Origin of the sequence: Rhizobium vallis (assembly GCF_003985155.1) — a bacterium.
Lineage (GTDB): Bacteria > Pseudomonadota > Alphaproteobacteria > Rhizobiales > Rhizobiaceae > Rhizobium > Rhizobium vallis.
Genome location: NZ_ML133687.1, coordinates 114,463 through 137,586, shown reverse-complemented (window position 1 = coordinate 137,586; position 23,124 = coordinate 114,463). Strand labels below are relative to the sequence as shown.

Sequence of the window (23,124 nt, the reverse complement as noted above, 5' to 3'; positions counted from 1 at the left end):
GGGCCTCGCCAGAACACCGTCCGGGAATGCCGCGACCCATATTATGTCGCTGCCTCTTTATATTCGGAAATGACGCGCTCATTCGGATGTCGACGCTTCATGATGAGAACGCAAAACACCGGCACGAAAAGCACCGCTAGCACGGTGGCCGAAATCATCCCGCCCATAAGTCCGGTCCCGATCGCGTTCTGAGTTTCGGAGCTGGCACCCTTGGCGATGACCATGGGGACGATGCCGAGCGTGAAGGCTAGAGAGGTCATCACGATGGGCCGCAGCCGAAGGCGGGATGCTTCAACGACAGCGTCCCCCAGTCCTTTTCCTTCTTCCTGAAGCTTCCTCGCGAACTCGACGATCAGCACCGCGTTCTTGGCGGAAAGACCGATGAGTGTGATCAGCCCCACTTTGAAGAAGATGTCGTTCTCCAATCCCCTTAGATGGACGGCGATTACGGCTCCCAGGATGCCCAGAGGTACCACAAGCATGACGGAAAGGGGAATTCTCCAGCTTTCGTACAGAGCCGCCAGGACGAGAAACACGACCAGGAATGACAGGGCCACGAGCATGGGGGCCTGTGCACCGGATTGCCTCTCCTGCAACGATTGCCCGGTCCATTCGACCGTGAAACCGTTGGGTAGCTGCGAGGCGAGCTTTTCCATTTCCTGCATGGCGCTGCCACTCGAAACGCCGGAGGCCGCACTGCCTGAGATGCTGATCGACGGATATCCATTGTATCGGGTCAGCTGTAGCGGGATGGTCGACCATTCCGGGACCACGATCTCGGATAGGGAAACCATCCCGCCGCTATCGTTGCGCACCTGCAGTTTCAGGACATCATCCACCTGCATGCGGCTTGATGCTTCCGCCTGGAGGACGACCTGCTGAAGGCGGCCGGAATTCGGAAAGTCGTTGATATAGGTCGAGCCGATCGCCGCGCCGAGCGTGTCGCTAACCGTTGAATACGGAACGCCCAGCGCGCTCGCCTTCTGGCGATCGATCCGCAGAGTGACGCTCGAGCCATCCGGCAGGCCATCGACACGCACGTCACTGACCAGCTTGCTCTTGGCGGCCAATTGAACCAGCCGCTCCGAGGCGGCGAGAAGCGCTGCCATGCCATGGTTGGCACGGTCCTGAAGCCTCAAGGCAAAGCCATCTGTCGTGCCCAGCTCGTCGATTGCCGGCGGCTTCAAGCTGACGATCTGCCCTTCTTCGGCCGCGGACATCGCTGTCGTCGCAGCGAGGATTTCTTCGTTGACGTTCGATTTGCGCTCATTCCAGTCTTTCAGCGTCGTGAAGGACATGGCGGTGTTTGGCCCGGAGCCGGAGAAACCGAAGCCCATGATGGTCAAGTTGTTGTCGACGTCCGGCCGGGTCGCAACATGGCGTTCGAACAGATCTACAACCCCTCGGGTCCGCTCCGCCGTCGCCTCAGCCGGAAGCGTGAACGAGGTCATGAAGGAGCCCTGGTCCTCCTCGGGCGTAAACGCCGTCGGCAGGACGTTGTAACCATAGGCGAGTGCCGCGATGATCGCGACATAGGCGAGCATCACCCGGACGCGATTGGAAATCAGGCCGGACACCCACCTGGCATATCGTCCGGTGAGGCGCTCGAAGCTGCGGTTGAACCACGCAAAGAAACCCTTGCGTTCGTGATGGTCTGATGCCGCAGGCTTTAACAGCGTCGCGCAGAGCGCCGGGGTCAGGCTCAGCGCCAGGAAGGCGGAGAAAAGGATCGAAACAGCCATGGAGACGGTAAACTGACGGTAGATCGCGCCGACCGAGCCGCTCGCCATGCCCATGGGAAGGAACACCGCCGTCAGCACGAGCGTGATGCCGATCACGGCTCCCGAGATCTCCTTCATGCTCTTGCGGGTGGCATCACGTGGCGACAGGCGTTCGGCCACCATGATTCTCTCGACGTTTTCGACGACGACGATCGCGTCGTCGACGATGATGCCGATGGCAAGAACCATGCCGAACATTGTCAGCACATTGATCGAATAGCCGATCGCCAGCATCACCGCGAATGTTCCCAAAAGCGCGATGGGAGCGACGATGGCCGGGATCAGCGTGTACCGGAAATTCTGCAGAAAAAGCAGCATGACGACGAAGACGAGAACCATCGCTTCTGCAAGCGTCTGAACCACCTTCTGGATCGACACCTTCACAAAAGGAGCGGTGTCATAGGAGATTGCATAGCTCAGGCCTTGCGGCATGGTGGCCGACAATTCGGATAGGCGGGCGCGCACGCCTTGTGAGGTGCTGACGGCATTTGCGCCCGGCATGAGCTGGATGGCTGCCGCCGTTGCCGGCTTGCCGCCATCGAGGATCGAGAAACTCGTCGTCTGCGATCCGATCTCGATCCTGGCAACATCGCCGAGGGTAAGTTTGGATCCATCCGGTTTCGAGCGCAGAATGATCTGGGCGAACTCTTCCGACGTCTGCAACTGACCATTGACGCTCAACGGAACGCTGACTTTCTGGCCGGGAACGGCGGGCGCCTCGCCAAGCCGGCCGGGAGCGACCTGAACATTCTGCGATTGAATGGCCTGGGTGACCTCGGCCATCGAAATGGAGTAAGAGGAGAGCCGAACCGGATCGATCCACACCCTCATGGCGGCTTCCGACCCGAACGATTGGACCCGGCCGACGCCGGGCACCCGCTTCAATTCCGGCGAAATGTTGCGCACCAGATAATCATCAAGGACCAGCGGGTCGACTTCGCCATTGGTCGACTTCAGGGAGACGATCATCAGGAAGCCGGACGAGGCTGCCTCGACGGTCAGGCCAGCCCGACGAACTTGCTCCGGAAGCCTGGGTTCGATCGCCTTGAGGCGATTCTGCACGTCGACCTGGGCCAGTTCCGGATCGGTCCCTGGGTTAAATGTTATGGTGATGCTGATACTGCCCGACGAGTCCGACGAGGATTCGAAGTAGAGAACATTCTTCGTGCTCGATAGCTCCCGCTCGATCAGACTTGTAACGCTGTCGTTGATCGTCTGCGGGGTCGCCCCGGTATAGGTGGCATAGATGGTGACGCTCGGCGGTGCGATCACCGGAAAGCGGGAGACCGGCAGCTGCGTAATCGAAATGGCGCCGGCAAGCACGATGAAGATTGCAATAACCCAGGCAAAAACCGGCCTGTCGATGAAGAAATTCGGCATTTTCGGCCGCTCCTTAGCTTTTATTGACGGCGACAACGGGACGATAAGGAACCGTCTCCAGTTTCACGCCGCCTTGAATGCGGTCCTGGCCGAGCACAACGACCGTCTCGCCGGCCGAGAGACCATCGACAATCATGTATTGACCGTCGACCAGCGAACCGACCTGGACGTTGCGCCGGCTGGCGGTCTTGTCCGCGCCAACGATGATCAATTGCGGTCGTCCCGACGGATCGCGCAGGACTGCTTCCTGCGGTACCGTCAGCGCGTCGGGATGGATGGAACGCGGGACTTTCGCACGAATGTACATGCCGGGCAGCAGCTGCCGGTTCGGATTGGGAACTTCGACACGTATGCCGACGCTGCCGGTGCCGGCGTCAACCGACATGTCCGAAAACAGCACCTGGCCGGGCTCTTCATAAAGCTTTCCGGCCACCGTAAATATCTGCACGGGAAGTTTGGCTGCATCGTCGCTCTCTCCGGCCGAAACCAGATCCTCCAGTGCTTCCCGGGTCATCGAGGATTGCCTGATGTCAACATAGACGCGGTCGATTTGCTGGACGACTGCGAGAGGCGTTGTCGCCGAAGACGACGCCAGGCCCCCCTCGCTCATCAAGGCCTGGCCGATAAGTCCGGCAATGGGGCTCCTGATGGATGCATAAGAAAGTTCGAGCTTGCGACGCGTCAGATTGGCCCTTGCTTCGGCAACATTCGCCTTGGCCTGGGCCAGGGCGGCCGTGGCATTGTTGAACGATTCAGCACTCAAGATTTTTTGGGATGACAGCACTTCGGCCCGATCGAACTTGATCTGCGCGTTCAGCAGCTCGGCTTCCATGCGCGCAAGTATCGCCGAGGAAGCTTCGACATCGGCGGAAAAGGGTGCGGCATCGATCTGGAAAAGCGGTTCATTGCGGTCTACTTCCGCTCCCTCGTTGAAGAGCCGTTTCTGAATGATGCCGCTGACCTGGGGGCGTATCTCGGCCGTTCGAAAAGCGGAGACCCGTCCCGGCAATTCGTCGAAGACAACAACTTTCCTCTGCTGAACCGTGACGACGCTGACGCGCGCCGCCGTCTCACTTTCAGGCGGGTTCGCCTGGGCTTGAGCTTGCTCGTCCTTGCAGGCCGAAAGAAAGATGACGGGAACCGTAAGTACGACGGCGATAAACGAGCGGAACATGCTGCTCATTGAGAGTTTCCATTCAAAATCGTGACAACGCTTTCGCGACCGAACCGCTCATAAGGCGATCGGGTTGGCGTTTTGTGGAGGTTTGATCGACGTCTTATGGAGCTCAGGCCCGAGCGATCGACGCCGGTGTCGTTCGCTCGCATCGATTGCCCGGGAAATTCAAAACGATGAACGCATTCGCACTGATTGCTGAAGGCGACACGGACATTGGCGGCATCTTGTGAGCCGACTTCGTTCGCAAAGGGGTTCGAAGCTGACCGCGGACCGTGATGTCAGACCGCCGATCACAGTCATCATCCACGGAGCCTCCACATATCCTCCACGAAGACGCGACGATTGGTGAATAGGTGAAGAAACGGCAGGTTGGCGGATCGCGTGGCGTTATGAAAACCGGGAGCGGTCAGGCCGGAGCCGACATCTTGTGAATATGAACTGGTGGCGGGTTTCAAGTGAACGGACACAATTTGGCTCACCTGATGAGCCATCCCCGATAGCCCTTTCCGCGCGCTCAATGGGCAAGCGGTGCCGACGGATTTTTAAATGGTACTTTTCTCCTAACGAAAGATATCTTTCATGACTGATAAGACGACAGAAAGCCGCACGACAAAATATCCCCTGTCGATTCGGATCCTTCATTGGTTGCGTGCCGTGCTGATCATGGGAATGATAGCATCTGGTTGGTACATGACCCGGCTTCCAGAAAGCGATATCGACGTAGCGTCATTCTTATATCCGAACCACAAGCAGTTTGGCCTACTGGTCTGGCTTTTGGCATTGCTGCATCTTGCCCTGCGCTGGCGTTACAAAGCCTCTATGCCGCACACACCTGAGGCCTTGACCCGCTGGGAACGATACCTGTCGCATGTGACGCATCGGCTTATCATTCTGCTGACACTGCTTGTTCCATTGCTCGGCTATTCCATGTCGAGCAGCTTCACACAAAGCGATGGGGTGCCCTTCTTTTTCATCTCCCACATTCCGGAGATTTTGCCCAAGAACGACGCCGCGTTCGTCGTCTTCCAAACCCTTCACAGGTATTGCGCCTACGTTCTCCTGGCCTGTATTCTCCTTCACGTGGCTGGTGCGCTAAAACATAGGCTACAGCACAGAGGCGGCGAAACGGACGTTCTGCCGCGGATGCTTTAGTGCGATAGCTTTGATACCTGTGCCGCCACCTCCGCCCGGTTGGAACATTCGAGTTTGGCAAGGCAGCTTCCGACATGGGTCCTCACGGTGGCGAGGACCCATGCGATGTCCTTGTCGGAGCGGCCCCGGGCTACCATCAGCTGCTTTCTAGAGCGATTAAGCAAACCGCGGTTCTCATGGACCTCGTGCCCAGAGCGCGAAGCTGTCAGTTTGCTGTCCGCGACATCATTCAAGTTCGCGGACCCATCAAGCTTGGGAGCAACCATCTGATATGATCAGATAAAAGCCGGCTCGAATTGTGAGCAAATTTTGGATAGGGTCAGTCAGTCACTGGCTCCGGCACTGACTTTTGTCCATTCGCTGCTTTTTTATTATCCCGAGTCAGCATCGCTTACACTTCGGTTTTCAATGTCGATATTTTTAGATTCAGCCTCATTACAGAGTAGATGCCGCAGCTACAGTGTTGAAGATCTCATGGCGGACGCCTCCTTCCCTCCAGTTCTCCGGGAATCCGCATCCGAGTTACTGGCAATACACCGCAGAGCGCCCAGAATAGTGCGTTATGTTGCTGACTTGCAGAAGTGGCTGCTCAGCCAGTCGGCGTTGGCATTACATTTTGAGCGGAAGCTCAACCCATCCCGCCCGCCTTTGACCGCTTCCAACCTCGCAAAGTTCCTGATTGAGAACCGCATTGCTAGCCACAACACCGCAGTCGCACATCTGAAGGAGATGGCGTATTACAAATTATTCGAGCCGGTGGAGACGACAGATCGGCGCGCTATCCCGTTACAAGCGACCGCCTATGCTGAAACCTTAATTCGGCAATGGTTCGAAGGGCACCTTCGTTCCTTGGACCGCATGGACGCGGGAGATCGGTGTCAGCGGTCGGAGGCGGATGAGACGATTCTGTATCGCGCCCAGCCGCATATCGCACGTCGGCTGTTTCACAATTCCGCTTGGTATAATCCGCCTGAAAGCATTGCGCTGTTCGTGAGGTCGGAATCCGGAAGCAATATATTGCATGACCTTATGTCACGTGTGCCCCTGGCACAGGTCTTATGTGAGCGCACTTGGGTCGGCGATGTCTCTGCCCGACTTATGGCGGCCGAATATGTAATTTCCCGCAGTCAAGTCGGCAGATTGCTTGCGGCCGCGCAAAATCGGGGCTTACTGGGATGGGAGGCTACCCAAATGAGCGGGGATTGCTGGATTTCCGCGAAATTTGCCCTCGACTACAGACGGTGGCAGGCCTCGAAATTCGCGGTTATTTCAGAGGTTATGGCGGACATCCAGTAGAGCATGCTTATGGCCCATGGGCGAAAGATGCGCGCGCGCCTTCGGCAGCTAACGCGGGTCGGACGTCGGCAATCCATGGTGTAACGCGTCCCCGCGGCAATGCGGCAGCGGAAAGGTGTGGTTGCGGGGCGGTAGGCTCGCCGCCGGGCAAGCGTCAGGTGGGCAACGCAGGTCCGGTCGGATCGGGTTGACCATCGAAGAAGAGATAGATGGCGGCAATCTTCCCGTCTCTTGCTACGACAAAGTCAGTGCCAGCGTAGACCGGAGGCTTGCCAGGCTCTCCGGCCACCCATTTCACCCGTCCGGCCTGGTCATGGAGGACCTCCGGCGCTGCGAGCGGCGTGTATCTGAACGTCGGATGCGTTGCGCGGATAACCCCCGCGATTCTGACGATTTCATCCCTGCCGGTGTAGACGCCGTGCGGTTCGACGAAGACGGCGTCGTCGTGCATGATTTCTTCGGCAACCTTCCGGCGGAGGGCTGCATCGCCCTCCGCAAAGATTTCCTGGAGATTCCGTTCGAGCAGGATTGCTATGTCTGCCATGGTCGTTCTCCGGTTCGCTCGTGGCTCAAATCTGGACGTGGCCGCCGTCGACAAAGAGCTCGATGCCATTGACGAAAGACGCGTCGTCGGAAGCAAGGAACATCACCGCCTTGGCGATTTCTTCCGGCTTGCCGATACGGCCGGCCGGGATAAGGCTGGCGAGGTAGTTCTTGGTGTTTTCGGCGTTTTCGCCATTGCCAAAAAGCTCGTCTACGCCCGCGGTGTCGGTCACTCCGGGGCTGATCGCGTTGACCCGGATATGACGGTCCTTCAGATCGAGAATCCAGTTACGGGCAAAGTTGCGGATGGCGGCCTTGGTCGCAGAATAGACGCTGAAGGCAGGCGTGCCGGAAATACTGGTCGTCGAGGACGTGAGGATGACGGAGCCGCTGTCGCGCAGCAACGGCAGCGCCTTCTGCACGGTGAACAGCACACCCTTGACGTTGGTGTCGAAGGTCTTCTGGTAGTGCTCTTCGGTGATCGCGCCGAGGGGGGCGAATTCGCCGCCGCCGGCATTGGCAAACACGACATCAATATGGGAGTGTTTTTGCTGGACGGCATCATAGAGCCGATCGATATCGGCCAGTTTGCCCATGTCGCCCTGGACACCGGTCACGCGACCGCCGATCGCCTTGACGGCGGCCTCCAGCGCCTCCTTGCGGCGCCCGGTGATGAACACCGACGCGCCCTCCTCCGAGAAAGCTTTCGCGGTGGCTAGGCCAATGCCGCTCGTGCCACCCGTTACTACCACAACCTTGTTTTCGAACTTCTTTGTCATTGGGCTGCTCCTTGTGTGCCCGGCGTATTGCCGTTGACAAGAAGATGGCAATAGAACGCTGATGCAAACAGTGAGCAAAAATGCTACCCAGCGTTCCAAAGGAAGAACGATGACGCGATACGACCTGAACGACTTTGTCTACTTTGTCGAAGTGGTTGCGCATGGCGGGTTCGCCGCCGCGGGACGCGCCCTGCGTGAGCCCAAATCGAAGCTCAGCCGACGCATTGCGGCACTCGAGGCGCGGCTCGGCGTTCGGCTGATCGAGCGCTCGAGCCGCCGCTTCCGTGTGACGGATGTCGGCCAGTCCTTTTACGAACGATGCAAGGCGATGGTCGCGGAAGCCGAGCGGGCGGAAGCGCTGGTAGCCGAGGCTCAGTCGGAGCCGCACGGGCTGATCCGCATGAGCTGCCCCACTGGTTTGGTCGAGCCGATTTCGGCGCTTCTGAACGAGTTCCTGGCGCGGCATCCGAAGGTGCGCCTCCAGCTCGTCGCGATCGACCGCCCGGTCGATCTGATTGAGGAGCGTATCGATGTAGCGCTGCGCGTCCGCACCTCACTCGACGGCGACGCCTCGCTGACCATGCGCTCACTGGGCAACTCCGTCCGCATCCTCGTCGCCAGCCCACAGATTGCCAGCCGGATCACCGGGATCGACGATCTCGGCAACCAACCGACACTCGCGAGCAGCGACGAGTTGGGCGACGTCGACTGGCATCTGGAGACCGAAGATGGCCAGAGACATGTACTGAACCACGCCCCAAGGATGAGTTGCGCCGACTTCACGGCCGTTCGCGCCGCGGCAGTGGCGGGACTTGGCGTCGCACTCCTGCCGGATCACAGTTGCCGCCGAGCGCTGGATGAAGGCAAGCTCGTGCGCATCCTGCCCCCATGGCGCGGCGTACGAGGTCTGGTGCATCTCGTGTTCACGACGCGCCGCGGCCTGCCACCTGCGGTGCGCAAGTTCATCGACTGTCTGGCTGCCGGATTTCCGAAAGACGCACTGGCGCGATGATTTGTTTTGCTTGGCTGCGTTGGCCATTCAATCGCGTAGAGCGCCCGGACTCACGCCACTGAACCCTCGAGTTTTCTCCACACTTTCTCGATCAAACCCAGTCACTACTAACCCTCGAGAGAAATCGTCGTCACAAAACCGTTCGGTCATCTGTGGTGGCACGGCGACCGCTATCGTCATGATCAGCCAGGACGCTTCCTTCAGGATTGGCCAACGGGTGATCATCCGAGTGCACAATTAAAAACACCATCCCACCGTAGAGCGCCAACGACAGAGAGGTGACATGGACGCTATAGAAACCGACCGGCTTGTTCTGAGAAATTTCAGAAAGCGGGACGCTCCGGATCTTTTCCTTTATCTGCATGAACCGGTGGCCAGCTGCTTCCTCTCGCTCGCGCTCGAGGACCTGTCCGCAGCAGAAGCGGAGGTAAAAAAACGAAGCAGAAGCCATGAGTACATTGCCGTATGCTTGAAAGGATCAGATAGGCTGATCGGTGATGTGTTCGCTATGCCCGAAGGAGACACATTTTCGGTGGGTTGGAATTTTAACGCAGACGCCGGTGGAAAAGGATTTGCTTCCGAGGCCGCGCATGCCCTGTTCGGATATCTCTTCAGCGTAAAAAAGGCGCGCCGCCTTTACGCCTATGTCGAGGACCACAACATCGCTTCGCAGCGTCTGTGCGGGAGACTGGGGATGCGGACGGAGGGGCTTTTCAGAGAGTTCGTTTCGTTCAAAAACGACGAATACGGCGATCCGATTTTTGAGAATACGATGCAATACGCAATTCTGCGAAAAGAGTGGGAAGCACGCGCAGGAAATAGCATGCGCGAGCATAGCTCATAATTGTCCGCTGAACTGCGACCCCGGACAACCCAAATTCGTCCAGACGATCTGACTATTGAGCCCGGAATCGACGACAGGGCCAATAACACGCACGCGACTTAGCGGCCTGCGCACTGCTTCTCTCCTAAAGGTGTTTGATCCCGCTTTGATGGGAGATCTTTGTTTTGCGCAATCTAAGACGGTTGTCACGAAGCAAACGTAACAGAGGAAAGTAAACCGCCGATCGCGACCCTCCACGTCGCTTCCATATATCCTCCACGAAGAAGCGACGATTGATGAGTAAGTGGAAGCGGGCGGGCGGCGGATAGAAAGGCGATCTTTTGATGCATGGCAGGCACGGGCGAAACGACGGGGTGGATGCGTGCGAGCAAGGGCAATATCCACGCGACCACAGGGCTGTTCTTTCCAGAGACAACCCTTGCGATATCGGCGAAACCCCCGCCGAACGGCAGCGTACCGCCGATGACGATCCGCAAGGGCAAAGGGGCGCCATTCCTATCTACGTCCTGACCGCCCTGTCTGGGGCTGTCACGGGATTTGTCTTTGCCGGTCAGTTCACGCTTGCCGGCGTCACCTATGCTGCACTGGTCCTCGGCGGAGTTCTCGGCTGGCTTGTGCGAGGACCGGTGGGATGAGAGTTCCCTACGCATTCTTTGTCACCATCGACAATCTCAGCGACATCGCGGAATTTTTCGGGGAGGGCGCCGCCGGTCGAGTCCTTGCCGAAGTTGCACGCCGCCTGGAGCAGGCCTTTGGCGCGCGTTTCCAGCTGGAATCAATTGAAAGTTGGGGCGTCACCGTCTCGGCCTCCCTGTTTGGCAACGACGAGCAGGATTGGTCGCTTGTCGATGCCGCTCTCAATACTGCGGCATCCCTGCCAATCAGTGTCGGAAACGCGCGCCTGCCCGTAGCGCTCAGCTGCCGTAAAGATCGCCCCGTAGACGGTGATAGCCAGCGTACCGCGGTACATTCCTCGGCAGGTAGAGGAGCAGCAGCGGCAAGCTCGAGATTACCACCGCGGTGAAGAGGAACCCGAAGTCGAATGAGATCGCAGCCTCGACAGTTGGTTGGGTATTGAGCGGACGAACGCGGGCGCCAGATAAACGGCGGACGATATTTTGAACGCAACATGCGTGGCCGCGCCTCTTCAGTCGAAAAAGCCCGCATCCTCTTCCATGAGATATTTCCTGGCTCCTTCGGCGTCGATGTCGAGCCCCAGCCCTGGCGCTTCCAGTAGGTCCACCATGCTGTCCTTGACGATCTGCGACGGCAGGCCGATGACCAGATCCTCCCACCAGGGGTCGGAAGCCGTCGGATATTCGAAAGCGATGTAATTTGCCGGCAACGTGGCGCAGACGTTGATCAATGCGCCGAGGCCGAGCAGCCCGTTAGCGGTGCCGTGCGGTGCCATCAGGATCGAGTGCATGTAAGCGTGCTCGGCGACCCATTTGAGTTCGGCAATGCCGCCGATATCGGCTGGATCGGGCCCGATAACGCGTACCGCCTGCGTCTCGATCAATTCCTTGAAATTGTGCCTGAGGTAGATTTGCTCACCAGTATGGATCGGGGTCAAGGTGGAGGTTGTCAGTTCCCGATAGGCCTGAGGGTTGACCCACGGCACGTAGTCGCCGGTCAGCATGTCCTCGAGCCACATCAAGTTGTACTTCTCCACGGCGCGAGCGAACCTGATCGCATCGGGCAGCATCCAGCCCGGGCCGCAGTCGAGCGCCAGGCTGACTTTGTCGCCCAGCACTTCCTTCATCGCTATCACGCAGTCGAGCATGTGGTTGAATCCGCGCTCGCTGATCACGCCCTGATCCATGGCGCCGTGATAGCCGGCCTTCTTTTGCGTCACGCCGTAGTGGAAACCGTCGATGGTGTCCTTCATGTTGGAGTGAAACGAGATTCCTTGCTTGACCATGAAGAAATTCTGCGGCTGCTCCATCATCCATTTGACGTCAGCGGCGTAATCCTCCGGCCGGTCGCCCGTGCGTTTCTGGCGAACCGAGCCGTTGTAGACGCGGACTTTATCCCGCACTTTGCCGCCCAGCAGTTTATACGCAGGTACGCCCGCAGCCTTGCCAGCGATATCCCACAGCGCATGCTCAATAGCGCTCACTGCGGCGCCATATGGCTTGAAGGAGCCACGCTGGCGGATTTTCAGCATGACTCTTTCGACGTCGGTCGGGTCCTCGCCGATCAGCGCCTCACGGAAATGCAGTACAAAGGGCTTGAGGTATGTCTTGGTGAATTCGACTTCGCCCAGGCCATAGAGGCCCTCGTCCGTGATGATCCGGACGATCGGGTGCCTGCCGATAACGGCACAGCGGAGATCTGTGATCTTCATCTTGTTTCCTTTGCCTCAGCTCCAGGTGCGATCCCAGGAATACTCGCTGTCCCAGTGGTCGGTAGGCTGCCAGATGCCGGCGACGCCCGGCTGCAGATGCTGCAAGATCATCTCGTCGACCACATCGTCGATCCCCAGGCCCGGCTTGTCCGGAACAGTGATGAAGCCGTTCTTCACCAGCGGCCTCGGAAGGCCCGTGACGATATCGTCCCACCAGTCGACATCGGCGGAATGGTATTCGAGCGCCATGAAATTTTCGGTCGCGGTCGCGACATGTGCGGCGGCCATCGCCGCGATCGGACTTTCCGCCATGTGGATGGCCATGGCGACACCCCTGTCCTGCGCCATGTCGCCGATCTTCTTGGTCTCGAGGATGCCTCCACTGGTGAGCAGGTCCGGGTGGATAACGGAGACGCCGCCGCTGTCGAGCAGAGGCTCGAAGCCCTCCTTGAGGTATATGTCCTCGCCGGTGCAGATCGGCACCGTGGTGGCGTCCTGGAGTTGTCGGTACTGCTCGCTATACTGCCATGGGATCACATCCTCGAGCCAGGCCGGCACGTATTTTTCAATTCGCCTGGCAAGGCGAATGCCGTTCTGCATCGAGATATGCCCGATATGGTCGATCGCCAGCGGCACGTCCATGCCGATGACCTCACGCACCTCGGCGATGTATTGCTCCAGCAGGTCGAGGCCCTTGTCGGAAAAGTGGAGGCCGGTAAACGGGTGCTGGACGTTGTGCAGATCGTAAGCAGCGTTGCGGAGACGCCGTTCTTCAATGGTCTTCAGCGGCCCGCGACTGGGATGGTTGCGGTATCCTTCCAGTGAGCCGGCCGGAAACACGACCGCACCGGGCACATCGGCGATCTGCATCAATCCCAGATCCATCTTGAGGAAGGTGAAGCCGAGTTCCATGCGCTGTTTGAGGCGCTTACCGGTCTCGGTACCGCTCGGCACAGTGGCGTCGGTATCGCAGTAGACGCGCACTTTCTCCCGAAACCGGCCGCCAAGCATCTGGTAGATAGGGACGCCATAAGCCTTGCCGGCAAGATCCCACAACGCGATTTCAACCGCCGACACGCCGCCGCCCTGCCGGCCGTGCCCGCCGAACTGCTTGATGCGGCGAAAGAGGCGGTCGATGTCGCAAGGGTTTTCGCCGAGCAACCGGCTCTTCAGCATCAGCGCGTAGGTGGCGCTGGCACCGTCGCGCACCTCGCCAAGCCCGACGATGCCCTGGTTCGTGTAAATTTTGAGCAGCACTGAGGAGAATGGCGCGCCGACAATTTCGGCCACCCGCATGTCGGTGATGCGAAGGTCGGACGGCTTGGAATGCGTATTCACCCGATTGAGCGCCTCGTCGGCTCCATGTGCCTCTGACATGATTTATCCTCGTTCTGGTGGGTGGGGCACGCCGCCGCGCACGCTCGGGCGGCGTAGAGCGTTGCTGACTAGTCCAGCTCTATCTCGTGGCTTTCAAGGTAGTCGCGGTTCATTTCGACGCCGAGACCAGGCTTGGGCGTAAGCTTGAGGCTGCCGTTCGAAACATCGAGTGGTCTGTCGATGAGGTGATCGTATTTGCCGAGGTTCCATTCCGACGTTTCGAGCTTGTAGAAGTTGGGAACGGTCATCATCACTTGCGCTCCCGCAACCACGTTGATCGGCCCTGCAGCGTCATGCGGCGAGACCGGGATGTAATAGGCTTCGCAGAGGGCGGAAATCTTCTTGAGTTCGGTAATGCCGCCGGTCCAGGTGACGTCAGGCATGATGTAGTCGGCCAGCCTGTTTTCGAGCACCGGCACGAAATCCCACTTCGTGTGGCCGCGCTCGCCCCACGAGATAGCGGCGCTGACCTTCTCACGGACCTGCTTGAGAGCGTTGAGGCTCTCGGGTGGACAGGGCTCCTCGAACCAGTCGATCTGACCAGCTTCCTCGAGGCTCCGGCAAAGGCGAATGGCGGTGGGAACGTCGAAGCGGCCGTGCGCATCGATGAGGATGTCAACATCAGAGCCCGCCGTTTCCCGGATCAGGGCCGTGAGTTCGGCCGCCTCGCGCTCATCCTTGCGGGTCATGCTGCCATCGAGATAGCCGTCCCGTTGTTCGCGCGGCTGCCCATCGGCGGTGCGGCCCTGATGGGGGAAAGGATCGAACTTGAGCGCAGTGTGGCCGGACTCGACGATATCTCGAATTTCCCGGACCACTGCCTCCTTGCTGGTAAACTTGGCCTGGTTGGGATGGGTGTAGAGCGCGATTTCATCGCGTACCGGTCCGCCCAACAGCTCGTAGATTGGCTTACCAAGTACTTTGCCGCGGATGTCCCAGAGGGCTATATCGATGGCGCTTATGCATTCGACTGCGGCGCCGCGACTGCCCATGTAGGTGAAGCTGCGGAATATCTTGTGCCACAGATACTCGATCCGCGCCGGGTCTTCGCCTGTTATAGCGGCACCGATCTGCCGCAGGATCGTGCAGAGGGCGCGATTGGCGAGCCTCGTCGTGGTGGTGATCTCGCCCCAGCCGCTCACCCCCTCATCGGTCATCACTTCGACGAAAAGGAACTCCCCCCAATAAGAAGCATCGGATCTGATCAGCCACGGCCGAACGCTGGTGATTTTCATCTGAACTGCCTTTAACGGAAGTGGTCGGGATAATGATATTCAGCTTATGGATTCTATCCTGCCCGAGCGGCGTTGCGCGCACGCATGTGTTCGAGGATGTGCCGGCCGGAGCCCTCGACATGGCGTGCAATGAGGTCGCCCGCTTCGTTCGCATTTCCCGCTTTTACATGCGCGATGAGCTCGCGATGCTCGCTAAGGATCGCGGCACGCCGGGCGAGCGTGAAGTTGAAACGTCGGCTCACGGCTCGCAGCACTTCGCGATGCTTCCACCAAAGCTCGGCGGCATGGCGGTTGTAGTGCTTCTGGTACATTACAGTGTGAAAGGCGGTGTCCAGCTCGCTGTGCCTGAACGTGTCGGCGAAGTTGTTCTCTTCGATCAGGTCTTGGATGCGTTCGAGTTCAGCAATGTCCTCGACGGTGGCCATATTCACGAACCATCGCGTCAGTGCCGGTTCGATCAAGACTCCTATCTCGTAGATGTCCCGAACAAAATCCTGATCTATGGGCCTCACGCGTGCTCCGCGGTTGGGAACGAAGGTGACAAAGCCCTCCCCGCGCAACAGTTGCAGAGCCTCGCGCACGGGGTTGGTTGAGGTGCCGTGGCGCCGGGCGAGATCGGTGACCACAAGCCGCTCGTTGGCAGCGAGCCGGCCCTCGATGATGTCTTCCCGGATCAGTTGATAAAGCGAGGCCCCCTCGCTGGAGGCTCCGATAGCGTCGATCCCTTCGGGTGGCTGTGCTTTAAAATCGCTTGTTTCGGCCAAGGCTGTCCCCAAAAAATACACACATTATTCGGTTATCACACGAAGTTTCCGTAAACAATGTACGATCTTACTCATTGACAGGCAATCTTTGATCTGAAAACGTATGATCAGGTCAAAGGGATACATTAGGAAAATCCCGCGGCCGGGGAGCAAAGACCGCTCGCCTGACGCTGAGCGGCATGGGAGAGAACCTGGGAGGTTACCTATGACGAGGATTTCACTCGGCCGTGCCGTCCTGCGCGGCACTGTCTCGACTGCTTTGATGGTATCGTTGATGTCCGCGTCTGCGCTGGCTGCGCCGGTTGACCTGAGCAAGTGGTCGCCGCAATACGTTCGCTCCATCGCCGGCACGCAGGATTTTGACACGGCCGGCGATTGCGCCAAGGTCACTCCGCTCGACTACAAGGGGCGACTGACTTTCTGGTATCAGGGCGTGTTCGAGGGCGACCCCGACCTCCTGCGGCAGTATTACAAGGACTTCTTCGAGACCTTCCGCAAAACCTACCCAAACATCCAGCTTGAGGAACAAGCCCTCACCTACAACGACCTTCTGGACAAGTTCCGGACTGCGCTCCTGGGCAATGCAGCGCCCATGGCGGTCCGCCTGCAAATCCTTGGTGGCACCGAGTTCGCCTCAAAGGGCTATCTGGAGCCGCTCAAACCCGAGGATGTAGGGTATTCGACCGAGGATTTCTGGCCCGGCGCAATGAAGGCTGTAACCTGGGAAGGGGTGACCTACGGCATTCCAACCAACAACGAGACGATGGCGTTCATCTGGAACGCCGACATCTTCAAGCGTGCAGGCCTCGATCCGGACAAGGCTCCGGCAACCTGGGACGACGTCGTCAAGTATTCCAAGCAGATCCACGACAAGCTCGGCATTGCAGGTTACGGCCTCGTGGCGCGCAAGAATGCCGGCAATACGCCGTACCGCTTCATGCCGCAGTTGTGGGCCTATGGCGGCGGCGTCTTCGATGAAGCCACCGCCAACCCGACCTATAAGAAGATCGAGCTCGATAGCCCGCAGAGCAAGGCGGCATTGCAAGCCTCCTACGATATGTATGTTCGCGACAAGTCGGTTCCGGTTTCGGCGCTCACCAACCAGCAGGCCGACAACCAGCCCCTCTTCCTCGCTGGCCAGCTCGGCATGATGATCTCGCACCCGTCCGACTACAATGTCATGCTCGACCTCCAGAAGAAGACCACAGGCAGCGATAAGGACAAGGCGCAGACCGTCATCGACAACATGCGCTACGGCCTGATTCCGACTGGCCCCGACGGCAAGCGTGCCGTCGTGTTTGGCGGCTCCAACATTCACATCCTGAAGCCCGAATATGTCGAAGGCGGCAAGGTGGACGAGCCGGCTGCAAAGGCTATCATCTGCATGTGGACGAGCCCCGAATGGTCGCTGAAGATGGCCTATGCCGGCTCGAATCCGGGAAACCTTAACGGCTTCACGACCAAATGGATGAAGGAACGTCTTGACAACATCAAGTTCCTTGATGTCACGACCTCGATGCTGCCATACGGCATCCCATTCCCGGCGCTGCCACAGTCGCCCGAGATCATGAACATCATCGTCCCCGACATGCTGCAGAATGCCCTGACTGGAGCCATGACCGTCGACCAAGCAGCGGACGACGCAGCCAAGAAGGTAAAAGACCTGACGGACGGCGGACTCTAGTCCGAGCCTGACCACGATCTGACCGGCTGCGCCGAGACTGCAGCCGGTTTCTTCCGAAGAACGAGGGCAGGCACAGTGACGATCTTGACTGGCAAGGCCGAGGCTCGCCGAAGACTGCAACCCGACAGGTTCGGCGTGCTGCGAAAGATTTGGGAGCACCGCGCTGACTATGCGTATGTGCTTCCCGCAATCGCCGTGATGCTCATCGTCATCGCCTACCCTATCTACTACACGATCGAACTGTCGTTCTTCAACACACCGCCTGGCCTGCAGCTCCGGGACAAGATTTTTGTCGGCCTCGACAACTACACCGCCATCCTCACAAGTCCGGTGTTCTGGAAAGTCACCTCGAATACTCTTATCTGGACACTGGGATCCACTCTCATTTCATTTGTCCTGGGGTTTGCCTGCGCACTGGCGCTCCATCGCGACTTTGTCGGCCGCGGAATCCTGCGCGCCATCCTGATCATTCCCTGGGTCATCAGCGCGGTCGCCGCGTCCTATATCTGGAAGTGGATCTACCATTCGGACTTTGGGATCATCGGCGCGGTGCTGGTCGGCCTCGGGTTGGCCGACCGGCCGCCGAATTTCATCGACAGCGTCAGCACGGTGCTGCCCTCGCTGATCGTCGTCAATATCTGGCGGGAGTTTCCGTTTGCGATGATCATGATGATGGCTGGCCTGCAGACGGTTCCCGACCAGTTGCTGCGCGCCGCAAAAGTCGACGGAGCCAATGCATGGCAGCGGTTCTGGCACGTCACCTTTCCGCACTTGAGAAACGTCTCGACGGTGACGATCCTTCTGCTCGCAGTGGCCAATTTCAATTCTTTCATCATCCCCTGGATCATGACCGGCGGCGGCCCGTCGAACGCATCGCATATCTGGATCACCCACATTTATGAACTCGCCTTCGGCCGCCAGCGCTGGGGGGTGGCATCGGCCTATTCAGTGCTGCTGTTCCTGATCCTGATGTCGCTCGGCTACTTCTACGTCCGTGCGCTGAGTGGTAACGAACAGAAGGGGGGAAGCGAATGAGCGCTGTTGCCGAGACTGCTCATCGAAGCCAGGCGCGTTACCGTATGCGCATCGATGGATGGCGGTGGGGCGGACGCATCTTCCTTGTGTTTATGCTGCTTTACACCGCATTACCGATGATCTGGATGCTGATCACCTCGATCAAGTCCGGCTTCGCGGCCATGCAATTCCCGCCGCAATGGTGGCCGGACCAACCCACCCTCGCCAGCTACCAGAAGCTGCTCGATCCGCAAAACAGCGTCGGCCAGGACTTCCTGCGCTTCTTCTGGAACAGCCTTTTCGTCTCTACTGCCACGACCATCCTTTCGGTGATCGTGGCAGTTCCGGCGGCCTACGCGTTTTCGCGCTTCACCTTCCCGGGCCGAAACTTCCTGTTCTTCGCTGTCCTGCTTCGCAACATGTTCCCGGCGGTGATCTTTCTCGTGCCGCTCTTCATCCTGATGCGCGCGATCGGGCTGGTGAACACGCATGGGTCACTCGTCCTCACCTACCTCACATTCGGCCTGCCGCTGGCAATCTGGCTCCTCAAGGGCTTCTACGACAATATCCCGGTGCAGCTCGAGCAGGCCGCACGCATCGACGGAGCAACGCGGTTCCAGGCCTTTATCCTGATCGTGATGCCGCTCTCGGCGCCGGGCATCATCGCCACGGCGATCTATTCCTTCATCGGCGCGTGGAACGAGTACATCTACGCCTACACCTTCCTCTCCAAGAACGAACAGTTGACGCTGCCGGTCGGCATCCAGCGCTTCTTCTCGGAAAACACCACGGACTTTCCGGGCCTGATGGCAGCAAGCTTCATGATGAGCGTGCCCGTCGTGGTCCTGTTCCTCGTTCTTCAACGATACTTCGTACGCGCCCTCACGGAAGGCGCAGTCAAGCACTAGGGAGTTGCCGGTGGCCCACGTGGTCCTCAAAGATCTGGTCAAGACCTATGGCGCCTTCAAAGCCGTCAACGATGTTTCGCTGACGGTCAATGACGGCGAATTCGTTGCGCTCGTCGGCCCTTCAGGCTGCGGCAAGACAACCACGCTCAATCTTGTGGCGGGGCTCATCCCGATCACATCGGGCGACATCGTCATCGGCGACAGGGTGGTCAACGACCTCGACCCAAAGGACCGGGACATCGCAATGGTGTTCCAGAACTACGCGCTCTATCCGCAGAAATCGGTCTACAAAAATCTGGCGTTCCCGCTGCAGATGCGCAAATTGCCACGGGACGAGATCGACAAGAAGGTCAGGGAAGCGGCGCGCGTGCTCGACATGACTCAGCTGCTCGAGCGCAAACCACGCGAACTTTCGGGCGGCCAACAGCAGCGCGTGGCGCTCGGCCGTGCGCTCGTTCGCGATCCGGCGGTATTCCTGATGGATGAACCGCTTTCCAACCTCGACGCAAAGCTGCGCGTGCAGATGCGCTCGGAGATCAAGCGTTTCCACCAGGATCTCAAGGCAACGATCATCTATGTGACGCACGACCAGCTCGAAGCCGTAACCATGGCCGACAGGATGGCCGTGATGAACGGCGGCTACCTCCAGCAATACGACACTCCGGCGCAGGTTTTTGCCCATCCGGTGAACATGTTTGTCGCCAGCTTCGTCGGCAGCCCGGCGATGAGCCTTGTCCCATTGGAGGCGTCAACGGCAGGCGGCGAGACCGTGTTGACCGGCGCGGAGGGCTGGCGTCTCGAGCTTTCGCCACACAACGCCCAGAAGGTTGCAAGGTCATCCACCAGGAAAGTCGTGCTCGGTGCACGCCACTCGACGATCAAGCTGCATAAGAGTGCGACGCCTGGAAGCGTCCCTGCCAAGGCCTACACGGTGGAGCCGACCGGAGACGTCACCTTCGTGCAGGCGTTTCTCTCCGGGGCTATCGTCAATGTCAGCGTCCCGCCGACCATTGCCGTCGCGCCCGACGAACAGATTTGGCTCGAGTTCGATCAGGAGCGGATGCATCTGTTCGACGGCGAAACGGAAATGGCCCTCAAGGCCAACTGAGACCAGGCGGATGCGTGCGAAACGAGGGCGTTGATGACTGCGAAGCTTAAAATCACGGCGATCAAGCCCTATCCAGTATGGGTAGGAACGCGCAACCAGATGCTGGTCAAGGTAGAGACCGACAACGGCATCTTCGGCTGGGGGGAGAGCGGCTTGAGCGGCCGCGAGAAGGCGGTGACCGGCGCGATCGAGCACTATCGCGAGTTTCTCATCGGTCGCGACCCGATGCAGATTGGTCGGATCTGGCAGGAAATTTATCGCAGCCAATACTTCGAAGGCGGGCGCGTTCTGCAGGCGGCGATTTCCGCCATCGACATTGCCCTTCACGACATCAAGGGCAAGGCGCTGGGCGTGCCGGCCTACGAACTGCTGGGTGGCAAGCAGCGCGACCGCATCCCGACCTTCGCCTCGACGGGCGACGAGGCCGAGGGCGATGTTGCCATCGAACGAGCCCACGAACTCCGTGCACAGGGGTGGCAGGCGATCCGCTTCTTCCCCATCGGGCAAAGCAGCAAGGACATCTTTGAGCCACGAGAGTCGATAGGCGCTACCGCACGTATGCTGAACAAGGCGCGCGAGGCGCTCGGCGACGATGTCGTCCTCGGCATCGACTATCACCATCGGCTGTCGGTGGCAGAGGCGGCGAGCTTCTGCAACAAGCTCGGCCGCGGCGTGCTTGATTTCCTCGAGGAGCCGATACGAGACGAGACACCCGAGGCCTACGAATCCCTGCGGGGGATGACCTACATCCCCTTTGCCATCGGCGAGGAATTTGCCAGCAAGTGGCAGTTCCTGCCCTATATCGAGCGTGGCATCCATCAGTTCAACCGGCTCGATGTCTGCAACGTTGGCGGGCTCACCGAAGCGATGAAGGTCGCTGGTTGGAGCGAGGCGCACTATGTGGATCTGATGCCACACAATCCCCTTGGTCCAGTCTGCACGGCCGCGACCATCCATCTCGCCGCCGCGGTCCCGAATTTCGCCTGGCTCGAGACCAGGGCGCCTGAAGCAAAGCTCGGCTTCGACAATTCCGACTTCTTCCCCGTGCAACCACGGCTCGACGGCCCCGACTATCCGGTGAGCGACCTGCCGGGGCTCGGCGTCGAGGTCAACGAAGAGGCGGTCAAGGCGGAGAGCTTTCGTTTCTGGGAAGCGCCTCACCTGAAGCGCCGCGACGGTTCTGTCACAAACTGGTAGTTTCATCCACCGGAGCTTAAAATGACCCATACGTCCGACATTACGCGACCGCCCAAAGAGCTGATCGACGCGTTGGAGGAGATCGGCGCCGCGACCATTGCCGGTACGCTCGGCCACATGGGCTTCCGCAATCCGCATATGGTCGGCCCGGTATCGCAGAGCCGCGGGAAGTCGATCGTGGGCCCGGCGCTGACGCTTCAGTTCCTGCCTCAGCGTCCGGACCTTTTCAACGAGGGGGAATATGCAGATCCGGAGACGCAGTTGCACCGGCACGTGCTTTATCACGTGCAGGAGGGAGATGTGGTCGTGGTCGACGCGCGCGGCGATATGAGTTCTGGTGTCTTCGGCGATATGATGTCGACCTATTTCAAAGGCAGAGGCGGCGCTGGCATCGTGATTGATGGGTGCATGCGCGATCGGCCCAATGTCGAAAAGCTCGATCTCGCCCTCTGGTTGCGCGGCTGGACGCCCAACTACCATGTCCAGACCAGCATCTATCCAAACGCCGTCAACGTGCCGATTGCCTGCGGAGGTGTCACGGTCATGCCCGGAGACGTCATCGTCGCCGACGATGACGGGGTGGTGGTGCTTCCGGTCGCTATGGCCTCGAAGGTAATCGACGAGGCGCAAAAGCATCACGATTGGGAGGAGTTTTCGCGGGCGAAGCTTATGGAGGGCGGGTCGCTGCAGCGCTACTATCCGCTTCATGACGATGCCCGCGGAGAGTACGAGGAGTGGCGCAAAGCGAACCACTTGGGAACGACCTAGGCAACGGATTACCCTAAAGCGCGTCGCGATCTTTCAGATTCGCTTGGCCCACGGCGCTTAACTCCAGCGTTTCGCCCTCACCAACTCATGCGTCCGGATGCTCATCGGCAAAGACAAGACTGAGTAATTCCCTTATCTGCGGTGAGAGCGCTCCCAGATGGGCTTCCATGCTCATGTCATCGTCCTTGATGAAGGCGATATAGTGCGCATTCCAATGATTGTAGATGATGGCCGCCAGCGCGGCGGTATCAAAGCCGCCTCCCCGACGCGTCTCGCTCGGTTGATCCCTCAGGACGTTCTCGATTTCCTCCCTCAACACCTCGTCGATCTGCGCATAACGCTGAACGAACTCCGATTTCGGCTGGCGAATGGCCGCGGAGTCGGCATATCGCCAGACCGGCTTGTTGAAGATCTCCATCGAGTATTTTGTGAAGCGTGTCAGCAGATCGGTCAGGTCTGCCGCCAACCCCTTGCCGCTTCGCATGGGAATGCGTCTGTTGCTCTCAACCGCTCGAACGTGGCCGTCGAGAATGATGGCCAGCAGGAGTTCGTCCCGCGTGCCGAAATAGTTGAAGACCGTCGGCGTCGAAACGCCGACATCCGCGGCAATCGCGGCCATCGTCGTGTTCTCGATACCGTTCTGTTCGAACAACCGTTTGGCGGTTGTGAGGATGGCGTCCCGTCGCTGAGTTTTTTGCCGCGAACGCAGCCCCGGCGGTTTGTCCTCAACCAGCGTCTTCTCCATGCTTCACCTTTTT

The 23,124-nt window shown here is 59.1% G+C and carries 21 protein-coding genes; 12 read left to right on the top strand and 9 right to left on the bottom strand.

The window, feature by feature from the left end; translation table 11 throughout:
* Nucleotides 1-41 precede the first annotated feature (41 nt).
* Both EFQ99_RS05930 and EFQ99_RS05925 read right to left on the bottom strand, forming a co-directional pair.
* The gene (locus tag EFQ99_RS05930) at nt 42-3,161 is read right to left on the bottom strand and encodes a multidrug efflux RND transporter permease subunit (protein ID WP_126919768.1); all 3,120 of its coding nucleotides are present in this window, start codon (nt 3,159-3,161) and stop codon (nt 42-44) included.
* 13 nt (nt 3,162-3,174) lie between these two features.
* Nucleotides 3,175-4,344, bottom strand: a complete 1,170-nt coding sequence (locus tag EFQ99_RS05925; protein ID WP_126919766.1) for an efflux RND transporter periplasmic adaptor subunit — start codon at nt 4,342-4,344, stop codon at nt 3,175-3,177.
* A 573-nt stretch (nt 4,345-4,917) separates the two neighbouring features.
* Here EFQ99_RS05925 and EFQ99_RS05920 point away from each other — a divergent pair.
* The gene (locus EFQ99_RS05920; protein WP_126919764.1) at nt 4,918-5,490 is read left to right on the top strand and encodes a cytochrome b; all 573 of its coding nucleotides are present in this window, start codon (nt 4,918-4,920) and stop codon (nt 5,488-5,490) included.
* Between the two features lie 573 nt (nt 5,491-6,063).
* The gene (locus tag EFQ99_RS05915; RefSeq protein ID WP_245441447.1) at nt 6,064-6,786 is read left to right on the top strand and encodes a hypothetical protein; all 723 of its coding nucleotides are present in this window, start codon (nt 6,064-6,066) and stop codon (nt 6,784-6,786) included.
* 154 nt (nt 6,787-6,940) lie between these two features.
* Here the strand turns inward: EFQ99_RS05915 and EFQ99_RS05905 are convergent, their stop codons facing one another.
* Both EFQ99_RS05905 and EFQ99_RS05900 read right to left on the bottom strand, forming a co-directional pair.
* Nucleotides 6,941-7,330, bottom strand: a complete 390-nt coding sequence (locus tag EFQ99_RS05905) for a nuclear transport factor 2 family protein (protein ID WP_126919760.1) — start codon at nt 7,328-7,330, stop codon at nt 6,941-6,943.
* A 25-nt stretch (nt 7,331-7,355) separates the two neighbouring features.
* Nucleotides 7,356-8,108 (bottom strand): SDR family NAD(P)-dependent oxidoreductase, encoded by a 753-nt coding sequence (locus EFQ99_RS05900; protein ID WP_126919758.1) that lies wholly within the window; start codon nt 8,106-8,108, stop codon nt 7,356-7,358.
* 109 nt (nt 8,109-8,217) lie between these two features.
* Between EFQ99_RS05900 and EFQ99_RS05895 the strand changes: the two genes are divergently transcribed.
* The 4 genes from EFQ99_RS05895 to EFQ99_RS05880 all read left to right on the top strand — a co-directional run bounded on the left by EFQ99_RS05895 (nt 8,218) and on the right by EFQ99_RS05880 (nt 10,988).
* The gene (locus EFQ99_RS05895; protein WP_126919756.1) at nt 8,218-9,120 is read left to right on the top strand and encodes a LysR substrate-binding domain-containing protein; all 903 of its coding nucleotides are present in this window, start codon (nt 8,218-8,220) and stop codon (nt 9,118-9,120) included.
* A gap of 283 nt (nt 9,121-9,403) precedes the next feature.
* Nucleotides 9,404-9,964 (top strand): GNAT family N-acetyltransferase, encoded by a 561-nt coding sequence (locus tag EFQ99_RS05890; protein WP_126919754.1) that lies wholly within the window; start codon nt 9,404-9,406, stop codon nt 9,962-9,964.
* 323 nt (nt 9,965-10,287) lie between these two features.
* Nucleotides 10,288-10,599, top strand: a complete 312-nt coding sequence (locus EFQ99_RS05885) for a hypothetical protein (RefSeq protein ID WP_126919752.1) — start codon at nt 10,288-10,290, stop codon at nt 10,597-10,599.
* The gene (locus EFQ99_RS05880; protein WP_126919750.1) at nt 10,596-10,988 is read left to right on the top strand and encodes a hypothetical protein; all 393 of its coding nucleotides are present in this window, start codon (nt 10,596-10,598) and stop codon (nt 10,986-10,988) included. The genes EFQ99_RS05885 and EFQ99_RS05880 overlap by 4 nt, the downstream gene beginning before the upstream one ends.
* A 123-nt stretch (nt 10,989-11,111) precedes the next feature.
* Here EFQ99_RS05880 and EFQ99_RS05875 read toward each other — a convergent pair whose 3' ends face one another.
* From EFQ99_RS05875 to EFQ99_RS05860, 4 genes are all read right to left on the bottom strand, one after another.
* Nucleotides 11,112-12,311, bottom strand: coding sequence for a mandelate racemase/muconate lactonizing enzyme family protein (locus EFQ99_RS05875; protein ID WP_126919748.1), 1,200 nt, complete (start codon nt 12,309-12,311; stop codon nt 11,112-11,114).
* A 15-nt stretch (nt 12,312-12,326) separates the two neighbouring features.
* Nucleotides 12,327-13,688 carry a mandelate racemase/muconate lactonizing enzyme family protein gene (locus EFQ99_RS05870; protein WP_126919746.1) on the bottom strand — a complete coding sequence of 454 codons (1,362 nt, stop codon included), beginning with the start codon at nt 13,686-13,688 and terminating at the stop codon, nt 12,327-12,329.
* Nucleotides 13,689-13,756: 68 nt separating this feature from the next.
* A complete protein-coding gene (locus tag EFQ99_RS05865; protein ID WP_126919744.1) occupies nt 13,757-14,923 on the bottom strand; it encodes a mandelate racemase/muconate lactonizing enzyme family protein in 1,167 nt (388 codons plus the stop codon).
* Nucleotides 14,924-14,976: 53 nt separating this feature from the next.
* Complete coding sequence (locus EFQ99_RS05860) at nt 14,977-15,687, bottom strand: GntR family transcriptional regulator (protein WP_126919743.1); 711 nt, start codon at nt 15,685-15,687, stop codon at nt 14,977-14,979.
* Nucleotides 15,688-15,892: 205 nt separating this feature from the next.
* Between EFQ99_RS05860 and EFQ99_RS05855 the strand changes: the two genes are divergently transcribed.
* The 6 genes from EFQ99_RS05855 (at nt 15,893) to EFQ99_RS05830 (ending at nt 22,366) form a co-directional block, all read left to right on the top strand.
* On the top strand, nt 15,893-17,371 hold the full coding sequence (locus EFQ99_RS05855) for an ABC transporter substrate-binding protein (protein ID WP_126919741.1): 1,479 nt from the start codon (nt 15,893-15,895) through the stop codon (nt 17,369-17,371).
* Nucleotides 17,372-17,446: 75 nt separating this feature from the next.
* Nucleotides 17,447-18,406: a carbohydrate ABC transporter permease gene (locus EFQ99_RS05850; protein ID WP_126919739.1), complete on the top strand. Its 960-nt coding sequence runs from the start codon at nt 17,447-17,449 to the stop codon at nt 18,404-18,406.
* The gene (locus tag EFQ99_RS05845) at nt 18,403-19,293 is read left to right on the top strand and encodes a carbohydrate ABC transporter permease (protein ID WP_126919737.1); all 891 of its coding nucleotides are present in this window, start codon (nt 18,403-18,405) and stop codon (nt 19,291-19,293) included. Before EFQ99_RS05850 ends, EFQ99_RS05845 begins: the two co-directional genes overlap by 4 nt.
* A gap of 10 nt (nt 19,294-19,303) precedes the next feature.
* Nucleotides 19,304-20,401, top strand: coding sequence for an ABC transporter ATP-binding protein (locus EFQ99_RS05840; protein WP_126919735.1), 1,098 nt, complete (start codon nt 19,304-19,306; stop codon nt 20,399-20,401).
* A 33-nt stretch (nt 20,402-20,434) separates the two neighbouring features.
* Nucleotides 20,435-21,598 carry a mandelate racemase/muconate lactonizing enzyme family protein gene (locus EFQ99_RS05835; protein ID WP_126919733.1) on the top strand — a complete coding sequence of 388 codons (1,164 nt, stop codon included), beginning with the start codon at nt 20,435-20,437 and terminating at the stop codon, nt 21,596-21,598.
* 21 nt (nt 21,599-21,619) lie between these two features.
* Nucleotides 21,620-22,366, top strand: a complete 747-nt coding sequence (locus EFQ99_RS05830; protein WP_126919731.1) for a ribonuclease activity regulator RraA — start codon at nt 21,620-21,622, stop codon at nt 22,364-22,366.
* Nucleotides 22,367-22,451: 85 nt separating this feature from the next.
* Here the strand turns inward: EFQ99_RS05830 and EFQ99_RS05825 are convergent, their stop codons facing one another.
* Nucleotides 22,452-23,111, bottom strand: a complete 660-nt coding sequence (locus tag EFQ99_RS05825; protein ID WP_126919729.1) for a TetR/AcrR family transcriptional regulator — start codon at nt 23,109-23,111, stop codon at nt 22,452-22,454.
* Between the last annotated feature and the right edge of the window lie 13 nt (nt 23,112-23,124).

Excerpts from the sequence above, each read along its gene's own strand:
- EFQ99_RS05930 (WP_126919768.1), bottom strand. The coding sequence starts at position 3,161 with ATGCCGAATTTCTTCATCGACAGGCCGGTTTTTGCCTGGGTTATTGCA.
- EFQ99_RS05925 (WP_126919766.1), bottom strand. The coding sequence starts at position 4,344 with ATGAGCAGCATGTTCCGCTCGTTTATCGCCGTCGTACTTACGGTTCCC.
- EFQ99_RS05920 (WP_126919764.1), top strand. The coding sequence starts at position 4,918 with ATGACTGATAAGACGACAGAAAGCCGCACGACAAAATATCCCCTGTCG.
- EFQ99_RS05905 (WP_126919760.1), bottom strand. The coding sequence starts at position 7,330 with ATGGCAGACATAGCAATCCTGCTCGAACGGAATCTCCAGGAAATCTTT.
- EFQ99_RS05900 (WP_126919758.1), bottom strand. The coding sequence starts at position 8,108 with ATGACAAAGAAGTTCGAAAACAAGGTTGTGGTAGTAACGGGTGGCACG.
- EFQ99_RS05895 (WP_126919756.1), top strand. The coding sequence starts at position 8,218 with ATGACGCGATACGACCTGAACGACTTTGTCTACTTTGTCGAAGTGGTT.
- EFQ99_RS05890 (WP_126919754.1), top strand. The coding sequence starts at position 9,404 with ATGGACGCTATAGAAACCGACCGGCTTGTTCTGAGAAATTTCAGAAAG.
- EFQ99_RS05885 (WP_126919752.1), top strand. The coding sequence starts at position 10,288 with ATGCATGGCAGGCACGGGCGAAACGACGGGGTGGATGCGTGCGAGCAA.
- EFQ99_RS05880 (WP_126919750.1), top strand. The coding sequence starts at position 10,596 with ATGAGAGTTCCCTACGCATTCTTTGTCACCATCGACAATCTCAGCGAC.
- EFQ99_RS05875 (WP_126919748.1), bottom strand. The coding sequence starts at position 12,311 with ATGAAGATCACAGATCTCCGCTGTGCCGTTATCGGCAGGCACCCGATC.
- EFQ99_RS05870 (WP_126919746.1), bottom strand. The coding sequence starts at position 13,688 with ATGTCAGAGGCACATGGAGCCGACGAGGCGCTCAATCGGGTGAATACG.
- EFQ99_RS05865 (WP_126919744.1), bottom strand. The coding sequence starts at position 14,923 with ATGAAAATCACCAGCGTTCGGCCGTGGCTGATCAGATCCGATGCTTCT.
- EFQ99_RS05855 (WP_126919741.1), top strand. The coding sequence starts at position 15,893 with ATGACGAGGATTTCACTCGGCCGTGCCGTCCTGCGCGGCACTGTCTCG.
- EFQ99_RS05845 (WP_126919737.1), top strand. The coding sequence starts at position 18,403 with ATGAGCGCTGTTGCCGAGACTGCTCATCGAAGCCAGGCGCGTTACCGT.
- EFQ99_RS05835 (WP_126919733.1), top strand. The coding sequence starts at position 20,435 with ATGACTGCGAAGCTTAAAATCACGGCGATCAAGCCCTATCCAGTATGG.
- EFQ99_RS05830 (WP_126919731.1), top strand. The coding sequence starts at position 21,620 with ATGACCCATACGTCCGACATTACGCGACCGCCCAAAGAGCTGATCGAC.
- EFQ99_RS05825 (WP_126919729.1), bottom strand. The coding sequence starts at position 23,111 with ATGGAGAAGACGCTGGTTGAGGACAAACCGCCGGGGCTGCGTTCGCGG.